Here is a 17634-nt window from a genome sequence, read left to right as displayed (position 1 = left end):
TAGACCCCGGATTTCCGCGCGTGCTGCTGGCCCCTGTCTCAGTGGCGCCAGCACGCAGACATGAGAGGGATACGTGGCAACGACCAACGACATCAAGAACGGCACCGTGCTGAAGATTGACGGCCAGCTGTGGAACATCATCGAGTTCCAGCACGTCAAGCCGGGCAAGGGCGGCGCGTTCGTGCGCACGAAGATGCGCAACATCACGTCCGGCAAGGTCGTCGACCGCACGTTCAACGCTGGCGCGAAGATTGACACCGCGACCGTGGATCGGCGCGACTACCAGTACCTCTACAAGGACGGCACCGACTTCGTGTTCATGGACACGGAGGACTACGACCAGATCCACATCTCGGCTGAAGCCGTGGGCGACGCGGCGAACTTCATGCTCGAGAACCAGAATGTGCTCATCGCGCTCAACGAGGGTGCTCCGCTCTACATCGAGCTCCCGCCGAGCGTGACCCTCGAGATCACGTACACGGAGCCGGGCCTTCAGGGCGACCGCTCCTCCGCTGGCACGAAGCCGGCGACGCTCGAGACCGGATACGAGATCCAGGTTCCGCTATTCCTGGAAACCGGTACCAAGGTCAAGGTCGACACGCGCGACGGCAGCTACCTGGGACGTGTCAACGACTAGTGAGCGCCCGCGGCAAGGCCCGAAGCCGGGCCCTCGACATCCTCTTCGAGGCTGAGCAGCGCTCGGTCGCGCCCTCTGAAGTCATCCAGCGGCGCCGCGAGCGGACGGACCAGCAGATCAATCCGTACACCGAGGAAATCGTCTCGGGCGTGGTCGAGAAGCAGGGCCAGATCGACGAGATCCTGCGCACCTACGCGCAAGGCTGGACGCTTGAGCGGATGCCCGCCGTCGATCGCGTGATCCTGCGGATCGGCACGTGGGAGTTGCTGTTCAACGACGAGGTTCCGGACGGCGTCGCGGTGAGCGAGGCAGTAGCGCTCGCGCGCACGATGTCCACCGACGACTCTCCGGCATTCGTGAACGGGCTCCTCGGGCGTCTCCAGTCGCTCAAGCCGACGCTGCTCGCCTGAGGGCGGCACAGTACTAGGCCGAAGCGGGCCGGTTCAGGGAGCGACAATCGCCTGCCTGAGCCGGCCCGCTTCGTCCAAGTAGCCCTTCTCTGCGAGGGCATAGCCCGCGAGGTCGCGTCCGCTCACGGCGCGCTGCCGGCTATAGGCCAGCTCGGTGGCAACGCGGATGAACTGTCGCATGGCGGGTGCGCGCCCGCGGGAGGCCGCCCAGCGAATCCCGGCCCTCCTGCCTCGCGGCGTCGCGAGCATGTCGACCTCGAGCGGGGTGAACCAACCGGCGACGGCGTACTCCGTCAGCCGCCGGTGCGTCAGCCGGGCGTCAGCGCGGCGGAGGAGGTAGATCCCCGCGACGGCAACGCAGAAGAGCGGAATCTGGACGGCGACGTACAGGAAGAAGAAGCTGTCGCCCGAGCTGTTCCACAAGTGGTGGAGGAACATCGCGGGGATCAGCCCGACGACGAAGGCCACGATGCCGAGGCCTGCGTTCCACCGTCTGGCAGCGAAGCCGAGAGCGGCGCCAAGCGTTCCCGTGAACATCGCATGCGTGAAGGGCGAGAGGATGCCCCGCAGCATGAACACGACGACCAGCCCGCTCGCGGAGCCCCCTCCGTTGGCAAACGCCCTCCCGAAGTACAGGATGTTCTCGGTGAAGGCGAAGCCGGCAGCGATCGTCATCCCGTAGACGATGCCGTCGACCGGACCGTCGAAGTACTTGCGTGCGGCGAGGAAGAGCACGAGCAGGCCGATCCCCTTTGAGACCTCTTCGACAAACGGCGCCTCGACAGTCGCAAGGAAGGACAGCGTCGCATCACGATCGGCGTTCATCGGCGCGAAGACAGCCATGAAGACTGGCTGGGCAAGCGTCGTGGTAGCGACGGCGACGACGGACCCCCAGGCAAGTGCGAACGCAAGCAGACGCTTGGGCTCGGGCTCCCAGCGGTCCACGAATGCGACCGTGCCGAGAACGATCGCCAAGGGCACGAGGGAGAGCACGAAGCCGATCGCGAGCCCGCCGGTCCCGGTCGAGGAAAGCAGGAACGGCACCACGAGCGCCAGGCCTGCAAGGACGAGGACCCCGCCGGCCAGCAAGAGTGCGGTGAGGCCCGGCTTCCGCGGGCGGGGCGGCTGTGGCGGGGCCGGCATATCCCAGAGGACCTGCGGCGGAAGTCCGGGGCGCCCGGCTGGCGGCGGCCACGGCGCGTTGCTCGTCATGCCCCAAGGCTAGCTTGGGGCCCTTAGGGCGCGGGGGAGCGTTGGAATGTTCCGTGGCCCACATCGGCCGCTGGGTCATCCCTGCCCTGTGATAGCTTTGAAGGCGGTTCAGCCTTCACATCCTTTTTAATTCCGTCCTGTGAGGCGGGGAAAGGGGTCTGCCTTGGCAACAGCCGCAGCAGACAACGGAGCGTCACGGACCGCAGCCCCAGCGCAGAACGCGCTCTCGGGCCGCGTCGTCCTGAGCGCAGCGGATATCGATCGCGCCCTCACGCGCATTGCGCATGAAATCCTCGAGGCCAACAAGGGCCCTCAGGATCTTGTCCTCCTCGGCATTCCCCGCCGCGGCTTCCCGCTGGCCGTCAGGCTCGCGCGCAAGCTCGCCGCCGCGGATCCGAGCATCGCAGCTGAGCAGATCGTCGGCCAGCTCGACATCACGATGTTCCGCGACGACCTCTCCAGGCAGCCCACGCGCCCACCTTCTCCCACGAGGCTCCCGGCTCAGGGGATCGATGACAAGGTCGTCGTCCTCGTCGACGACGTCCTGTACTCCGGGAGGACGATCCGCGCGGCACTCGACGCGCTAGTGGACCTCGGCCGCCCGCGCATCGTGCGGCTAGCCGTCCTCGTGGACCGGGGGCACCGGGAGCTGCCGATCCGAGCGGACCATGTGGGCAAGAATCTGCCCACCTCTGCCGCGGAGAAGGTACGGGTGCGGCTTGCCGAAACCGACGGTCCCGCCGATGCGAGCTTCCTCGAGGACCACGTGGCGATCGAGTCCCCTGCGGGCGCCGAGACGGAGGAGCGAACCCGATGAAACACCTCCTCTCAACTCGTGACCTCACGCCCGGCGATGCCATCGGCATCCTCGACACCGCCGAGGAGATGGCTGCGGTCAATGACCGGGAGGTCCGCAAGCTCCCTGCGCTGCGGGGCCGGACGGTCGTCAACCTCTTCTTCGAGGATTCGACGCGCACGCGGATCTCGTTCGAGGCTGCGGCCAAGCGGCTCTCGGCCGACGTCATCAACTTCGCGGCCAAGGGCTCCTCGGTCTCCAAGGGCGAGTCGCTCAAGGACACTGCGCAGACGCTTGAGGCGATCGGCGCCGACGCCGTCGTCATCCGCCATTCCGCCGCGGGCGCGCCCCATCGGCTCGCGGTGACGGACTGGATCCAGGCCGCGGTGGTCAATGCGGGCGACGGCACCCACGAGCACCCGACCCAAGCCCTGCTCGATGCCTTCACGCTCAGGCGCCACCTTGCGCGCGTCGCAGGGACGCCGTCCGCCGGCGCCGATCTCGCGGGTGCCCACGTCGTCATCGTGGGCGACATCCTGCACTCGCGCGTTGCGCGGTCGAACGTGTGGCTTCTCACGACGCTCGGTGCGCGTGTGACCCTCGTCGCGCCGCCCACCCTCCTGCCGATCGGCGTCGAGCACTGGCCGTGTGCAGTGAGCTACGACCTCGACGCGGCGCTCGATCAGGCACCGGACGCCGTCATGATGCTCCGCGTCCAGGCCGAGCGGATGAACGCCTCGTACTTCCCTTCGACTGCCGAGTACTCGCGGCTTTGGGGGCTCGGGGACGAGAGGTTCGACCGCTTCGACACGCCCGCATTCAAGGACACGGTGATCCTCCACCCCGGGCCGATGGTCCGAGGCCTCGAAATCTCGTCGACGGCCGCCGACTCCGACCGCTCGCAGGTGCTGCGCCAGGTTGCCAACGGAGTCTCGGTGCGAATGGCTGTCCTGTATCTGCTCATGTCCGCGAAGGAGTCTGCCCGATGACCACTCCGACCAACGCCTCAGGCGCCTCAGCCTCGAGCAGCGCCCGCTACCTTCTCCGCGGGGCGTCACTGCTAGGACGCGAGCGAGTCGACCTCCTCGTCGAAGACGGACGCATCGCCCAGGTCGGCAGCATTGCAGGCGCGCCTGGAGCGACGGTGGTCGACGCCGAAGGGCTCGTCGCGCTTCCGGGCCTGGTTGACGTGCACACTCACCTGCGCGAACCGGGACGGGAGGACGCAGAGACCGTCGAGACCGGGTCGCGGGCCGCGGCGCTCGGCGGCTACACCGCCGTCCATGCGATGGCCAACAGCAGCCCAGTGGCGGATACGGCGGGCGTCGTCGAACAGGTCCACAGCCTTGGCCGCAGGGCAGGGTGGGTGGACGTCCGCCCCGTCGGGGCAGTGACCGTCGGCCTTGCCGGCGAGCAGCTGGCGGAGATCGGGGCCATGGCGAGCTCGGCCGCGCAGGTCCGGATGTTCTCGGACGACGGAATGTGCGTCCACGATCCCGTGCTCATGCGGCGCGCGCTCGAGTACGTCAAGGCGTTCGACGGCGTCGTGGCCCAGCACGCGCAGGAGCCGCGCCTCACAGCGGGCGCCCAGATGAACGAAGGCGTCGTCTCGGCGGTGCTCGGTCTTCCGGGCTGGCCGGCAGTCGCGGAGGAGAGCATCATCGCGCGGGACGTCCTTCTTGCGCAGCACGTCGGATCGCGCCTCCACGTGTGCCATGTCTCGACGGCAGGATCGGTCGAGATCATCCGGTGGGCGAAGTCGCGTGGCATCTCGGTCACCGCCGAGGTCACGCCCCACCACCTGTGGCTCACGGACGAGCTCGTGCGAAGCTACGACCCTGTTTACAAGGTGAATCCGCCCCTCCGCACACAGGAGGACGTGGAGGCGCTCCGGGAGGCCCTCGCCGATGGCACGATCGACGTCGTCGGCACCGACCACGCCCCACACCCGAGCGAGCACAAGGAATGCGAGTGGGCGCAGGCGGCGATGGGCATGACCGGCCTCGAAACAGCGCTTTCGGTCGTGCAGCACACGATGGTCGAGAGCGGCCTCATGGATTGGGCACGGGTCGCCGAGGCGATGTCGGTCGTCCCTTCGAAGATCGGGCGTGTTGCGGATCAGGGGCGGCCTCTCGCGGAGGGCGAGGCTGCGAACATCACCCTCGTGGATCCGTCCGCACGGTGGACGGTTGATCCCTCGAGACAGGCGACGAAGGGGCGGAACTCCCCGTTCGTGGGCCGCGAGCTGCCAGGGCGGGTCGTTGCGACGTTCTTCCGTGGGCATCCGACGGTCCTCGACGGGGCGCTCAACGCCCCGCATCCGCAGGCAGCCCCAGTGGTGGCGCAGTGAGCGATCACCTCCTGACGTTTGTCACGTCGGTCATCTTCGTCGGGCTTCTCGTGCTGCTCGTCTCCTTGGGCTGGCGCGCACGCAGGCGCCGACAGGCCGACGTGCCCTCGCCGATTCCCTTCCCGGACGATCCCGGCGGCCTGCGCTTCCGGGCCGAGGGGCAATACGTCACGACGACGGCGGCGGGAGACTGGCTCGACCGGATTGCGGTCCATGGACTCGGGATCCGAACGCGTGCCGACGCCGTGGTGTGCGACGGCGGGGTCCTCTTCGACCGAGCGGGATCCGGCCCGCTGTGGGTCCCCGCCGGGGATCTCGCGGAGGTCCGGCTCGGCAGCGGGATGGCCGGGAAGTTCGTCGAGCGCAACGGCCTTGTGGTGCTCGAGTGGCGGCTCGGCGACAAGGCCTTGGACACGGGGTTCCGGACCCGACGACCAGAAGACAAGGCTGCCCTCGTGGCAGCGATCGAAGATCTCATGAGTGCGGGACGCCGGGACGGCAGCGCGCCAGCAGACCAGGAAGAAGAGTGAACAGTGACTGATGTGACGAACGGGGCGGCCAACCACAACACGCCCGCTGTGCTGGTGCTTGAGGACGGGCGCATGTTCCGCGGTCGCAGCTACGGCGCGGTGGGCACGACCCTCGGCGAAGCGGTCTTCGCGACCGGCATGACCGGGTACCAGGAGACGCTCACCGATCCCTCCTACGATCGCCAGATCGTCGTGCAGACGGCGCCCCACATTGGCAACACAGGCGTCAACACCGAAGATCCCGAATCGCGCCGCATCTGGGTCGCGGGCTACGTCGTCCGCGACGCCGCGCGCCGCCCGTCGAACTGGCGCTCGGAGGGCAGCCTCGACGAGGAACTCGCGCGGCAGGGCGTCGTCGGCATCCAGGGCGTCGACACGCGTGCTATCACTCGGCACCTCCGGGAGCACCGGACAATGCGGGCCGGGATCTTCTCCGGCTCGGACGCCGAGCGCAGCGACAAGGAGCTGCTCGACGAGGTGCTCGGGAGCGCGCCGATGGAGGGCTCGCGTCTCGCCGAAGAGGTGAGCGTGGACGAGTCCTACACCGTGGAGCCCGGCGACCACGGTTGGGAGGGCGAACCGCGCTTCACCATTGCCGCCGTCGACCTCGGCATCAAGTCGATGACGCCGCACCGCTTCGCCGAGCGCGGCGTGCGGGTTCACGTCCTGCCTGCGAGCTCGACGCTCGATGACGTCAAGGCTGTCGGCCCTGACGGATTCTTCATGTCGAACGGCCCCGGTGACCCCGCCACGGCTGATGGGCAGGTTGCGCTGCTCCGTTCGGTGCTGGACGAGAAGATCCCCTACTTCGGCATCTGCTTCGGCAACCAGATCCTCGGCCGGGCACTTGGCTTCGGCACCTACAAGCTCCGGTACGGCCACCGGGGGATCAACCAGCCGGTCCTGGACCGTCGGACTGGCAAGGTCGAGATCACGTCCCAGAACCATGGCTTTGCGGTTGACGCCCCTCTCGATGGGCCGACCCCAGCGCCCGAGGAGCGCTACGGGCGCGTCGAGGTGAGCCATGTGAGCCTCAATGACCAGGTTGTCGAAGGCCTTGCCTGCCTCGACATTCCCGCCTTCTCGGTCCAATACCACCCCGAAGCGGCGGCAGGCCCCCATGACGCCGCCTACCTGTTCGACAGGTTCATCGATCTCATGGACAGCCAGAAGACCTCTCAGAGCGAGGAAGCGAAGTAATGCCGAAGCGTACAGACCTCAAGAGCGTCCTCGTCATTGGTTCCGGCCCGATCGTCATCGGCCAGGCTGCCGAGTTCGACTACTCCGGGACGCAGGCGCTCCGCGTGCTCAAGGACGAGGGCCTGCGGGTGATCCTCGTCAACTCGAACCCTGCGACGATCATGACAGATCCCGAGTTCGCCGACGCGACCTACGTCGAGCCCATCACCCCCGAGGTGGTCGAGAAGATCATCGCGAAGGAGCGCCCGGACGCGATCCTCCCGACTCTGGGGGGCCAGACCGCGCTCAACACTGCAATCGCCCTCGACAAGAACGGCGTGCTGACGAAGTACGGCGTCGAGCTCATCGGAGCCAACATCGAGGCAATCGAGCTCGGTGAGGACCGCGAGAAGTTCAAGGGCGTCGTCGAGCGCTGCGGCGCGGAATCCGCGCGCAGCCAGATCGTGCACACGATCGACGAGGCTCTCAAGGCGGCCGAGTGGCTCGGCTACCCGCTCGTGGTGCGACCGTCGTTCACGATGGGCGGCCTCGGTTCGGGCTTCGCGTACACGGAAGAGGATCTGCGCCGGATCGTCGGCCAAGGCCTGCTGTACAGCCCGACCACCGAGGTGCTCCTCGAGGAGAGCATCCTCGGCTGGAAAGAGTACGAGCTCGAGATGATGCGCGACAAGAACGACAATGTCGTCGTCGTGTGCTCGATCGAGAACTTCGACCCCGTCGGCGTCCACACGGGCGACTCGATCACGGTCGCTCCGGCCCTGACCCTGACCGACCGCGAGTACCAGAAGCTCCGCGACGTCGCGATCGCGGTGATCCGCGAGGTCGGCGTGGACACGGGTGGCTGCAACATCCAGTTCGCAGTCGACCCGAAGACCGGGCGCGTCATCGTCATCGAGATGAACCCGCGCGTCTCGCGCTCCTCGGCGCTCGCATCGAAGGCCACTGGCTTCGCGATCGCAAAAATCGCCACCAAGCTCTCCCTCGGCTACACACTCGACGAGATCCCGAACGACATCACCCAGAAGACGCCGGCGAGCTTCGAGCCGACGCTCGACTACGTCGTCGTCAAGGTGCCGCGGTTTGCGTTCGAGAAGTTCCCTGCTGCAGACCCGACCCTCACCACGACGATGAAGAGCGTGGGCGAGGCAATGGCCCTCGGGCGCAACTTCACGGAGGCTCTCCAGAAGGCGCTCCGCTCGCTCGAGCAGCGCGGTGCGCAGCTCGACTTCTCGCCGGTGCCCGAATACGAGGTGGCCGAGCTCGTCCAGCAGGCGAAGCGGCCGACAACGGATCGCCTCAAGCAGGTCCAGCGTGCGCTGCTCGGAGGGGCGAGCATCGAGGAGCTGTACGAAGCGACGTCGATCGACCCGTGGTTCCTCGACCAGCTCCAGCTGCTCAACGAGATTGCGGCAGAGATCAAGGCCGCTCCCGCGCTGACCGAGGACGTCCTGCGGCTCGCGAAGCGCCATGGGTTCTCCGACGAGCAGATCGGCGCCCTCACCCACCACTCCGAGGACGTCGTGCGCGGGGTCCGCCAGGCGCTCGGCGTGCGCCCGGTCTACAAGACCGTCGACACGTGTGCCGCTGAGTTCGCCGCCTACACGCCGTACCACTACTCGTCCTACGACGAGGAGGACGAGGTCGGCCTCCATTCCAAGCCGTCGATCGTGATCCTCGGCTCCGGCCCCAACCGCATCGGGCAGGGCATCGAGTTCGACTACTCGTGCGTCCATGCCTCGATGGCCCTGCGCAAGGCCGGCTACGAGACCGTCATGGTGAACTGCAACCCCGAGACGGTCTCGACCGACTACGACATCTCGACCCGCCTCTACTTCGAGCCCCTCACGCTCGAGGACGTGCTCGAGGTCATCGCGGCAGAGGATCGCACGGGCGGCGTCATGGGTGTCTTCGTCCAGCTCGGCGGCCAGACCCCGCTCAAGCTCGCCCAGCAGCTCGCGGACGCCGGGGTGCCGATCCTCGGTACGTCACCCGAGGCGATCGACCTCGCCGAGCACCGCGGCGCCTTCGCCAAGGTGCTCGACGACGCGGGGCTCGTCTCGCCGAAGAACGGCACAGCGGTGTCGTTCGACGAGGCCAAGCGGATCGCGGACGAGATCGGCTACCCGGTGCTCGTACGTCCTTCCTACGTGCTGGGCGGCCGCGGCATGGAGATCGTCTACGACGAGGCGAACCTGCACCGGTACATCGAGAACGCGACGGAGATTACTCCGGACCACCCGGTCCTGATCGACCGCTTCCTCGAGGATGCTGTCGAGATCGACGTCGATGCGCTCTACGACGGCCGCGAACTCTACCTCGGCGGCATCATGGAGCACATCGAGGAGGCAGGAATCCACTCGGGCGACTCCGCATGCGTCCTGCCGCCCGTCACTCTCGGGGAAGACGTCCTTGAGCGGGTGCGCGAGGCGACAGCTGCCATCGCCGAGGGCGTGGGGGTGCGCGGGCTCATCAATATCCAGTTCGCCCTCGCGGCAGACGTGCTGTACGTGCTCGAGGCCAACCCCCGGGCGTCCCGGACCGTCCCGTTCGTCTCGAAGGCCACGGGCGTCCAGATGGCGAAGGCAGCAGCCCTCATCGGGACAGGAGTCTCGATCCACCAGTTGCGCTCCGCGTACCACATGCTCCCCGAGACCGGCGACGGTGGGGCAATCAACCCGAACGCTGCCGTCGCAGTCAAGGAAGCTGTCCTGCCCTTCAGCCGCTTCCGCACCCCCGAAGGGACGGTCGTCGACAGCCTGTTGGGTCCCGAGATGCGGTCAACCGGCGAGGTCATGGGCATCGACAAGCACTTCGACACCGCCTTCGCCAAGAGCCAAGCCGGCGCGAACAACGCCCTGCCGACTTCTGGCCGAGCCTTCGTCTCGGTGGCGAACCGCGACAAGCGTTCGGTGATCCTGGGCGTCAAGAAGCTCGCCGACCTCGGCTTCGAGATCTATTCGACGGGCGGGACGGCTGCCCTGCTCCGGCGCAACGGCATCCAGGCCACGGTCGTCCGGAAGGTCGGAGAGGGCCCCGGGCCGGCGGGCGTGGACGGCGGTCAGGGCACGATCGTCGACCTCATCAACGACGGCCAGATAGACATGGTGTTCAACACGCCGTCCGGGGGAGACGCCCGTGGCGACGGCTATGAGATCCGCGCCGCGGCGACCTCGAACGGCAAGCCGTGCATCACGACCGTCGCCGAGTTCAACTTCGCGGTGCTCGCGATCGAGGCCATGCGGCAGTTCGAGTGGACCGTCACGAGCCTCCAGGAGCACGCTTCACAGCTCCGGGAGACGGAGACCACAGGAACGGACGCGACCGCCGCGGAGCCCGCGGGTGTCTGAGCTGGGCCGCGGAGCGGAGCAGACTCTGAGCCGTGCGGCGAGCCGCGCGCCCTTCGGCGCGCGGCTCGCCTCTGCGATGGGCGCGCGAGGCCCATTGTGCGTGGGTATCGACCCGCACCCGTCGCTCCTGTCGGCGTGGGGTCTTTCGGACGACGCCGAGGGGCTGCGTCGCTTCTCCCTCGCCGTCGTCGAGGCAGTCGGGGATTTGGCCGCGGCCGTCAAGCCGCAGGTGGCGCTTTACGAGCGCCACGGCTCGGCCGGCCTCGCTGTCCTTGAGGACGTCCTCGAGGTCTCGGCGGAAGCCGGCGTCCTGACGATCGCGGACGCCAAGCGCGGGGACATCGGCTCGACGATGGCGGCATACTCCGACGCCTGGCTCGGGGAAGGCTCTCCGCTTGCGGCCGATGCCGTGACGCTGAGTCCCTACCTCGGGTTCGAGTCCCTCAGGCCTGCCCTCGACGCAGCCGCGGCGACTGGGCGCGGGGTCTTCGTTCTCGCCCTGACATCCAATCCGGAGGGAGCGTCGATCCAGCACACGGGAGGCGAGCACTCCGTCGCCAAAACCGTCTGTGAGGCAGCGGGTGCGGAAAACACGCGCTATGCGGGCGAGCCGTTCGGCAGCGTGGGCCTCGTGGTCGGCGCGACGGTCGGAGACGCCGTCGTGCGGCTCGGCCTCGACCTGGCCGCGATGGGCGGTCCCATCCTCGCGCCGGGGCTCGGCGCTCAGGGAGCGACGGGCGCCGTCCTTCGTGCGACGTTCGGGGCGGCCGCCCCTCGCGTCCTGGGGACATCCAGCCGGGAGATCCTCGCGGGCGGCCCATCCCGCTCCGGTCTCCGCGAACGGGCTGAACGGACTCTCGCCGACCTGGCTTGAGCTGACTTCGGGATTGCTGCACAGCGAGGGCTCCGGGCTTCGAGACGGCATTGCCACGTTGGAGCTAGCGGACTAGGTTCGGAGGCATCCGTGCGGGGGTGCGCGCGACATCTACGTGGGAGGCGAGCATTGGGACTCAACCCCTTGACCGCTGAAGAACGAAACCGGGCCGTATCCAAGGCGACAGCTGCGCGTGCGCGCCGAGCCGAAGCGAAGTCGGCTATCAGAGCGGGAAGCCTGAGCCTGGCCGAGCTCTTCCAGCAAGCCGACGAGGACGAGGCCCTCGCTCGCCTCAAGGTCACGGAGCTCCTCGAGTCGTTTCACGGCATCGGCCCCGTGCGCTCGCTCGCAATCCTCGAGCAGCTCGGCATTGCCGCAAGCCGGCGGCTCCGGGGCCTCGGCATCCATCAGCGCCGGGCGCTGATAGATTTTCTCAGAGCGGACTGACGGCTTGGGCACGCTGGTCCCCAAGCCGCATGGTGCCCAGCGCGAATCGGGCACCGACAAGACAACGCCGCATAGCGACGGCGGAGGGAGCTAGGGACAAGGCGTGGACAGTACAACGAGCGCACCGACTGACGGAGGCCGCGCAGGAGGCGCTGCGAAGCACACAGGGCTCACGGTGCTCGCCGGACCCACCGCCGTCGGCAAGGGGACTGTCTCCACGTACATCCGCGATACGTATCCCGAGGTCTGGCTCTCGGTGTCCGCTACCACGAGACCTGCCCGTCCCGGGGAGCAAGAGGGAGTCCACTACTTCTTCAAGTCCCCCGAGGAGTTCGATCGGCTCATCGAAGAGGGCGCCTTCCTCGAGTGGGCAATCGTGCATGGCCAGAATCGCTATGGCACACTCCGCGCATCCGTCGAGGAGGCCATCGCCAAGGGCAAGTCGGTGCTCCTCGAGATCGATCTGCAGGGCGCGCGCCAGGTCAAGGCTGCCATGCCCGAGGCACGATTCGTGTTCCTGGCTCCTCCCAGCTGGGAGGAAATGGTGCGCCGACTCGTCGGCCGCGGCACCGAAAGTCCCGAGGAACAGCAGGCGAGGCTGGAAACGGCTAAAATAGAACTCGCTGCCGAACCGGAGTTCGATTTCACCGTCGTCAATGACGACGTCCGGCGCGCGGCAGACGAGCTTGTTTCACTCATGGGCCTGACCCCGCACGCGCGCCAGTCGGCGCGCTAGAGGGCTGTTCAGGCCAACCGCACAGTGCATTGGAGAATGTCGTGACTTCGAACCCCGAAGGAATCATCAACCCGCCGATCGACGATCTGCTCACGAAGTCGGACTCGAAGTACGGGCTCGTGATCTTCGGGGCCAAGCGCGCCCGCCAGATCAACGCATACTACGCGCAGCTCCACGAGGGCCTCTTCGAGTACGTCGGCCCTCTGGTCGACACGAAGCTCAACGAGAAGCCCCTCTCCATCGCGCTGCGTGAAATCAACGACGGCCTCCTCGTGGCCAAGCGCGTTGAGGGCGACGCCGAGTCCCAGGACTGAGGCCAGAGGCCGCGTGCGCGTCGTCCTGGGTGTGGGTGGCGGCATCGCCGCCTACAAGGCGGCCCTGCTGCTGCGTCTTTTCACCGAAGCCGGGCACGATGTAACGGCCGTCCCGACGGAGGCAGCGCTCCGCTTCGTCGGCAAGGCGACGTGGGAGGCCCTCTCCGGGAAGGCTGTCCGCACCGAGGTATTCGAAGCCGTGGAGAGCGTCAACCACGTTCGGCTCGGCCACGAGGCCGATCTCATCGTCGTGGCGCCCGCGACCGCCGACTTGCTCGCACGAGCCGCCGGCGGACACGCCGACGATCTGCTCACCAACACGCTTCTCATGGCAAGGTGCCCAGTTGTCATGGCGCCGGCGATGCACACCGAGATGTGGCGCCACCCCGCGACCCAGGCGAACGTTTCCCTGCTTCGCGAGCGGGGTGTGCACGTGCTCGACCCCGCGGAAGGCCGGCTTACCGGGAAGGACAGCGGTCCCGGCCGGCTGCCCGATCCTGAGGACATCTTCGCTGCGGCCCTCAGCTTCGCGGGCGGACAGAACAGGGATGCCGAGCACGACGCCGGCACCGCGCCTGAGGGGGGCCCGCTCGCTGGGCGTCGGGTCGTCGTCTCCGCAGGTGGGACGCGCGAGGCCATTGATCCCGTCCGCTTCCTCGGCAATCGTTCGTCGGGCAAGCAGGGGGTTGCGGTGGCCCGCGCGGCGCTCGAAGCGGGCGCGCACGTGACACTTGTGGCAGCGCACCTCGAAGTCTCCCCTCCCGAGGGCGTCGAAGTCGTGAAGGTCGAGTCAGCGCTCGAACTGCGCGAAGAGATGCTCGAGCGCACCGCCTCTGCGGACGCGATCGTCATGGCTGCCGCGGTCGCCGACTTCCGCCCGGCCCGCCGCAGCGACGCAAAGATCAAGAAGCGCGACGACGCCCCCGATCTGCCGATCGAACTCGTGCGGAACCCCGACGTGCTCGCCGAGCTTGTCAGAGGGCGAGATGCGGCCGGCACCCAGCAGGTCGTGGTCGGCTTCGCCGCTGAGACCGGAGACGAGGGCGGCGATGTCCTCGCCTACGGACGGGCAAAGCTCGAACGCAAAGGCTGTGACCTCCTCGTCGTCAACGAGGTCGGGACCGACCGCGTATTCGGGCTCGACGAGAACAGTGTGACGATTCTCTCGAAGGACGGAGCCGCACCCGAGCATGTGGCGGGCAGCAAGGACGAGGTGGCGCGCGCCGTCGTCGTCCGGCTTGCCCGCGCGCTCGAAGCCCGCTGACGGGCGGGACCTGAGCTCTTCCCGCAGCGCAATACATGCCCCGGTTCGTCGGTGGGCAGGAAGTAGAGTAGAGCAGTGACCCACGCTCCCTATGGCGCCGGACTCCCGGCCGACATGACCGCCCTACGGCTCTTCACGTCCGAGTCCGTGACCGAGGGGCATCCCGACAAGATCTGCGATCAGATCAGCGACGCGATCCTCGATGCGCTCCTCGCGGCCGATCCTGAGTCGAAGGTCGCCGTGGAGACGATGGCGACGACGGGGCTCGTCCACGTCGCGGGCGAGGTCACAACCGACGCTTACGTCGAGATCCCTCAGATCGTCCGCAACACGATCCTCGGCATCGGCTACGACTCGTCCGCGAATGGCTTCGACGGAGCCCGCTGCGGCGTCTCGGTGTCCATCGGGCAGCAGTCCTCCGACATCTTCGACGGCGTGTTCAACTCGCTCGAATCCCGTGAAGGGACCCTCGAGGACGAATACGACCGCCAGGGCGCCGGCGATCAGGGCATCATGTTCGGCTATGCGAGCGACGAGACCCCGTCCTACATGCCGACGCCAATCTGGCTCGCTCACCGACTGTCAGAGCGGCTCACGGAGGTGCGGAAGAGCGGCGAGCTCGCCTATCTGCGCCCCGACGGCAAGACGCAGGTGACTGTGGGCTATGACGGCGACGAGCCGGTGACGGTCGAAACGGTCGTCATCTCGAGCCAGCACGCCGAGGGCACCCAGCTGGCCCAGCTCAGGGCCGACCTTGCCGATCACGTCATCGCTCCGGTGCTGGCTGCGAGCCAGCTCGAGAGCGCTCACGTCAGGAGCATCCTCAACCCGGCCGGTCCTTTCATCATCGGCGGCCCTGTCGGCGACGCGGGGCTCACGGGGCGGAAGATCATCGTCGACACCTACGGGGGCTTCTCCCGGCACGGCGGCGGCGCCTTCTCAGGGAAGGATCCGTCGAAGGTAGACCGTTCAGGCGCCTACGCGATGCGCTGGGTCGCCAAGAACGTCGTCGCCGCGGGGCTCGCGCGTCGCGCGGAGATCCAGATCGCCTATGCGATCGGCCAGGCCCGTCCCGTAGGCATCTACGTCGAGACGTTCGGAACCGAGAGCGTAGACCCGCTGCGGATCAGCGCCGCGATCAACGAGATCTTCGACCTGCGCCCGAGGGCCATCATCGACGCGCTCGACCTCAGGCGCCCGATCTATGCGAAGACGGCGGCTCACGGCCACTTCGGCCGGGAGGATCCCGACTTCACTTGGGAGCGTCTCGACCGCGTCCAAGCCCTCAAGGACTACTTCAACGACTGATGGCGGCAGCGAGGCCCGGCAGCGGGGGAGGCTCGGGCTCGGGGTCGCAGCGAGTCGCACAGCCTTCGCTCCTGCTCGGATTTCCCGAGCCCGTGCTCGCGCCAGCTGCCCCTCGGGCGGCTAGCGAGCTTCCCGTCGCCAGAGTCTGCGTCGAGTCTCCCCTCCCGCAACTCGACCGACCGTTCGACTACCTCGTCCCGGAAGAGCTGTCCGAGGCTGCCAAGCCCGGAGTGCGGGTGCGCGTGCGCGTCGCGGGTCAAGAGCACAGCGGCCTCATCCTCGAACGAGCCGAGTCTTCCGACGCCGGCGTTGCCCTTCAACCACTCGCCAAAGTCGTTTCGCCTGCTGTCGTTCTCACTCCCGAGGTTCTGAAGGTCTCAACGGCAGTCGCCGAGCGATGGGCGGGCGCACTCGGTGACGTTCTGCGATTCGCCGTACCGCCCCGGGCGGCGCGCGTCGAGGCCGAGTATCTCCCAGAGCTCGCTGATCGCGCGGCAGGAAAAGAGCCCGAGAACGCGAGCGACCCAGCTGCAGAGAAGGATTCACCGGCTCCGCCGTCGTCGCCGTCGTTGTGGGCCGAGCTCCAGCGAGGCTCCGCGTTCCTTCGCCACCTCGCAGCGGGAGGCAGCCCCCGGGCCTCAGTGCAGGCAGTCGAGGGTTACGGCCCTCGCGGATGGCCCCAGCTCGTCGCCGAGGCCATTCGGACGGCGCGGCTCTCAGGACGAGGCGTGCTCGTGGTCGTCCCGGACCGGCGCGACCTCGAGCGGATGCAGCTCGTTCTCGAGCAAGCGCTCCCGGGCGAGCGCGTTGTGCGGCTTGCGGCTGAGGACGGCCCCAGCCAGCGTTACCGGGGCTTCCTGGATCTCTTGACCGGTCGTGCGCGTGTTGCGGTGGGAACCCGGGGGGCTGTCCTCGCTCCGGTCCGTGACCTTGGGCTGGTGGTGTGCTGGGATGACGGCGACGACCTCCACGCCGAGCCGCGCGCCCCCTACTTCCATGCGCGGGAGGTCTGCCTCCTCCGCTCCGAGATGGAAGGTTGCGCGCTCCTGCTCGCGGGCCACACCGTCTCCACTGAGACGCGCCGGCTCGTCGACTCGGGCTGGCTCCAGAGCGTCGAGCCGGCGCGGTCGATCGTCCGGAAGCGGCTTCCCAGGGTCACCAGTACCGCGGACAGCTTCGAGAGCGCACGCGATCCGTATGCACGGATGGCCCGCCTTCCACATGCGGCGTGGCAGCTCGCGCGCGAGGCCCTCGCAGACGGTCCAGTGTTGGTCCAAGTGGCCCGGGCAGGGTACGCGCCGTCGCTTGCATGCGAGCGCTGCAGGGAGCCGGCGCGTTGTGTGCATTGTTCAGGCCCGCTCGCGGAAACCCTGACCGGAGGGGCCCGCACCGTCGCGTGCCGCTGGTGCGGCACGCCGAGCGGGGCATGGGCTTGCCCGTATTGCGGGGGCCGTTCGTTCCGCCGTTCCTCTGTGGGCGCGCTGCGCACGGCCGAAGAACTGGGGCGTGCATTCCCGGGCGCCGTCGTCATTACTTCATCGGGCGATCAGGTCAAGTCCGAGGTGCCCGACAGTCCTGCCCTCGTCGTCGCGACGGTCGGCGCCGAGCCCGTCGCGCCGACGGGTTACGCCGCCGCGCTCCTCCTGGATGGCGATTCCCTGCTCTCTCGCGAGACCCTGAGGGCGGGAGAGGAGGCCCTCCGGCGTTGGCTCAACGCTGCGGCGCTCGTGCGGGGCGCTGACGACGGCGGCCGCGTCGTCGTGACGGCGAGCGAACACGAGGCCGTCGCTGCCCTCGTGCGATGGGATCCGGCGGGCTTCGCCGAACGCGAGCTCACCGTGCGGAAGAGCCTCGGGCTGCCCCCAGCCGTACGCCTCGCAGCTATCACCGGAACACGGGCGGGCGTCGAGACGTTCGCTGGCGCCGCCGCATCAGTACTCGCCCGGCCGGGAGTACGAACTGCTGGCCCCGTCCCAGTTTCGGCCGCCGCTGGGGTGCGGACAGAGGAAGACGTCTGGCGCCTGCTCGCATTCTTCCCCATTGCTGAGGGGCCAGAAGTGTCACGCGGGCTGAGGGCAGCCCGGATCGCCTTGGCCACGCGGCGCGGCTCGGAACCCGTCCAGCTCCGGCTCGACGGCTCTGATCTCGTCTAGCTGGTAGCTGCCCGCCGTATGCCGATTGCCGTCTGCCGATTGCCGTGAGCCGGACT

At 68.0% G+C, this 17634-nt stretch carries 16 protein-coding genes; 15 read left to right on the top strand and 1 reads right to left on the bottom strand.

Going from position 1 to position 17634, the window contains the following annotated elements; all coding sequences use genetic code 11:
- Positions 1 to 73: 73 nt before the first annotated feature.
- Together efp and nusB are read left to right on the top strand one after the other, a co-directional pair.
- Complete coding sequence (gene efp, locus LK10_RS06120; RefSeq protein WP_043121181.1) at positions 74 to 637, top strand: elongation factor P; 564 nt, start codon at positions 74 to 76, stop codon at positions 635 to 637.
- Positions 637 to 1047 (top strand): transcription antitermination factor NusB, encoded by a 411-nt coding sequence (gene nusB, locus LK10_RS06115; RefSeq protein WP_043121177.1) that lies wholly within the window; start codon positions 637 to 639, stop codon positions 1045 to 1047. Before efp ends, nusB begins: the two co-directional genes overlap by 1 nt.
- A 33-nt stretch (positions 1048 to 1080) precedes the next feature.
- Here nusB and LK10_RS06110 read toward each other — a convergent pair whose 3' ends face one another.
- Positions 1081 to 2259, bottom strand: coding sequence for a PrsW family intramembrane metalloprotease (locus LK10_RS06110; protein WP_043121172.1), 1179 nt, complete (start codon positions 2257 to 2259; stop codon positions 1081 to 1083).
- A 163-nt stretch (positions 2260 to 2422) separates the two neighbouring features.
- Here LK10_RS06110 and pyrR point away from each other — a divergent pair, with 163 nt between their 5' ends.
- The 13 genes from pyrR to LK10_RS06045 all read left to right on the top strand — a co-directional run bounded on the left by pyrR (position 2423) and on the right by LK10_RS06045 (position 17578).
- Positions 2423 to 3076: a bifunctional pyr operon transcriptional regulator/uracil phosphoribosyltransferase PyrR gene (gene pyrR, locus LK10_RS06105; RefSeq protein ID WP_052207018.1), complete on the top strand. Its 654-nt coding sequence runs from the start codon at positions 2423 to 2425 to the stop codon at positions 3074 to 3076.
- A complete protein-coding gene (locus tag LK10_RS06100) occupies positions 3073 to 4044 on the top strand; it encodes an aspartate carbamoyltransferase catalytic subunit (protein WP_043121170.1) in 972 nt (323 codons plus the stop codon). Before pyrR ends, LK10_RS06100 begins: the two co-directional genes overlap by 4 nt.
- Positions 4041 to 5405, top strand: coding sequence for a dihydroorotase (locus tag LK10_RS06095; protein WP_043121167.1), 1365 nt, complete (start codon positions 4041 to 4043; stop codon positions 5403 to 5405). Before LK10_RS06100 ends, LK10_RS06095 begins: the two co-directional genes overlap by 4 nt.
- A complete protein-coding gene (locus tag LK10_RS06090) occupies positions 5402 to 5935 on the top strand; it encodes a PH-like domain-containing protein (RefSeq protein WP_043121164.1) in 534 nt (177 codons plus the stop codon). Before LK10_RS06095 ends, LK10_RS06090 begins: the two co-directional genes overlap by 4 nt.
- A 3-nt stretch (positions 5936 to 5938) precedes the next feature.
- Positions 5939 to 7135 carry a glutamine-hydrolyzing carbamoyl-phosphate synthase small subunit gene (carA, locus tag LK10_RS06085; protein ID WP_043121163.1) on the top strand — a complete coding sequence of 399 codons (1197 nt, stop codon included), beginning with the start codon at positions 5939 to 5941 and terminating at the stop codon, positions 7133 to 7135.
- Positions 7135 to 10482: a carbamoyl-phosphate synthase large subunit gene (gene carB, locus LK10_RS06080; RefSeq protein WP_052207017.1), complete on the top strand. Its 3348-nt coding sequence runs from the start codon at positions 7135 to 7137 to the stop codon at positions 10480 to 10482. The genes carA and carB overlap by 1 nt, the downstream gene beginning before the upstream one ends.
- Entirely contained in the window at positions 10475 to 11356 is an 882-nt protein-coding gene (pyrF, locus tag LK10_RS06075) for an orotidine-5'-phosphate decarboxylase (RefSeq protein ID WP_081998317.1), read from the top strand. The genes carB and pyrF overlap by 8 nt, the downstream gene beginning before the upstream one ends.
- Positions 11357 to 11485: 129 nt before the next feature.
- Entirely contained in the window at positions 11486 to 11803 is a 318-nt protein-coding gene (mihF, locus tag LK10_RS06070; RefSeq protein WP_043121161.1) for an integration host factor, actinobacterial type, read from the top strand.
- A gap of 175 nt (positions 11804 to 11978) precedes the next feature.
- Positions 11979 to 12539 (top strand): guanylate kinase, encoded by a 561-nt coding sequence (gene gmk, locus LK10_RS06065; protein ID WP_043121160.1) that lies wholly within the window; start codon positions 11979 to 11981, stop codon positions 12537 to 12539.
- A gap of 41 nt (positions 12540 to 12580) precedes the next feature.
- Positions 12581 to 12853 (top strand): DNA-directed RNA polymerase subunit omega, encoded by a 273-nt coding sequence (gene rpoZ / locus LK10_RS06060; protein ID WP_043121157.1) that lies wholly within the window; start codon positions 12581 to 12583, stop codon positions 12851 to 12853.
- A 13-nt stretch (positions 12854 to 12866) separates the two neighbouring features.
- Positions 12867 to 14117, top strand: a complete 1251-nt coding sequence (gene coaBC / locus LK10_RS06055) for a bifunctional phosphopantothenoylcysteine decarboxylase/phosphopantothenate--cysteine ligase CoaBC (protein WP_043121154.1) — start codon at positions 12867 to 12869, stop codon at positions 14115 to 14117.
- A 114-nt stretch (positions 14118 to 14231) separates the two neighbouring features.
- Positions 14232 to 15425, top strand: coding sequence for a methionine adenosyltransferase (metK, locus tag LK10_RS06050; protein WP_052207043.1), 1194 nt, complete (start codon positions 14232 to 14234; stop codon positions 15423 to 15425).
- On the top strand, positions 15425 to 17578 hold the full coding sequence (locus LK10_RS06045; protein WP_043121148.1) for a primosomal protein N' family DNA-binding protein: 2154 nt from the start codon (positions 15425 to 15427) through the stop codon (positions 17576 to 17578). The genes metK and LK10_RS06045 overlap by 1 nt, the downstream gene beginning before the upstream one ends.
- The last annotated feature ends 56 nt before the right edge of the window (positions 17579 to 17634 follow it).

Origin of the sequence: Sinomonas humi (assembly GCF_000802235.1) — a bacterium.
GTDB lineage: Bacteria > Actinomycetota > Actinomycetes > Actinomycetales > Micrococcaceae > Sinomonas > Sinomonas humi.
Note: the sequence above shows the minus strand (reverse complement) of the source record. Positions and strands in the feature narration are given on the sequence as shown.

Bases quoted from the DNA above. Each gene is read 5' to 3' on its own strand.
- LK10_RS06110 (WP_043121172.1), bottom strand. From the start codon at position 2,259: ATGACGAGCAACGCGCCGTGGCCGCCGCCAGCCGGGCGCCCCGGACTT.
- LK10_RS06100 (WP_043121170.1), top strand. From the start codon at position 3,073: ATGAAACACCTCCTCTCAACTCGTGACCTCACGCCCGGCGATGCCATC.
- LK10_RS06095 (WP_043121167.1), top strand. From the start codon at position 4,041: ATGACCACTCCGACCAACGCCTCAGGCGCCTCAGCCTCGAGCAGCGCC.
- carB (WP_052207017.1), top strand. From the start codon at position 7,135: ATGCCGAAGCGTACAGACCTCAAGAGCGTCCTCGTCATTGGTTCCGGC.
- metK (WP_052207043.1), top strand. From the start codon at position 14,232: ATGACCGCCCTACGGCTCTTCACGTCCGAGTCCGTGACCGAGGGGCAT.
- LK10_RS06045 (WP_043121148.1), top strand. From the start codon at position 15,425: ATGGCGGCAGCGAGGCCCGGCAGCGGGGGAGGCTCGGGCTCGGGGTCG.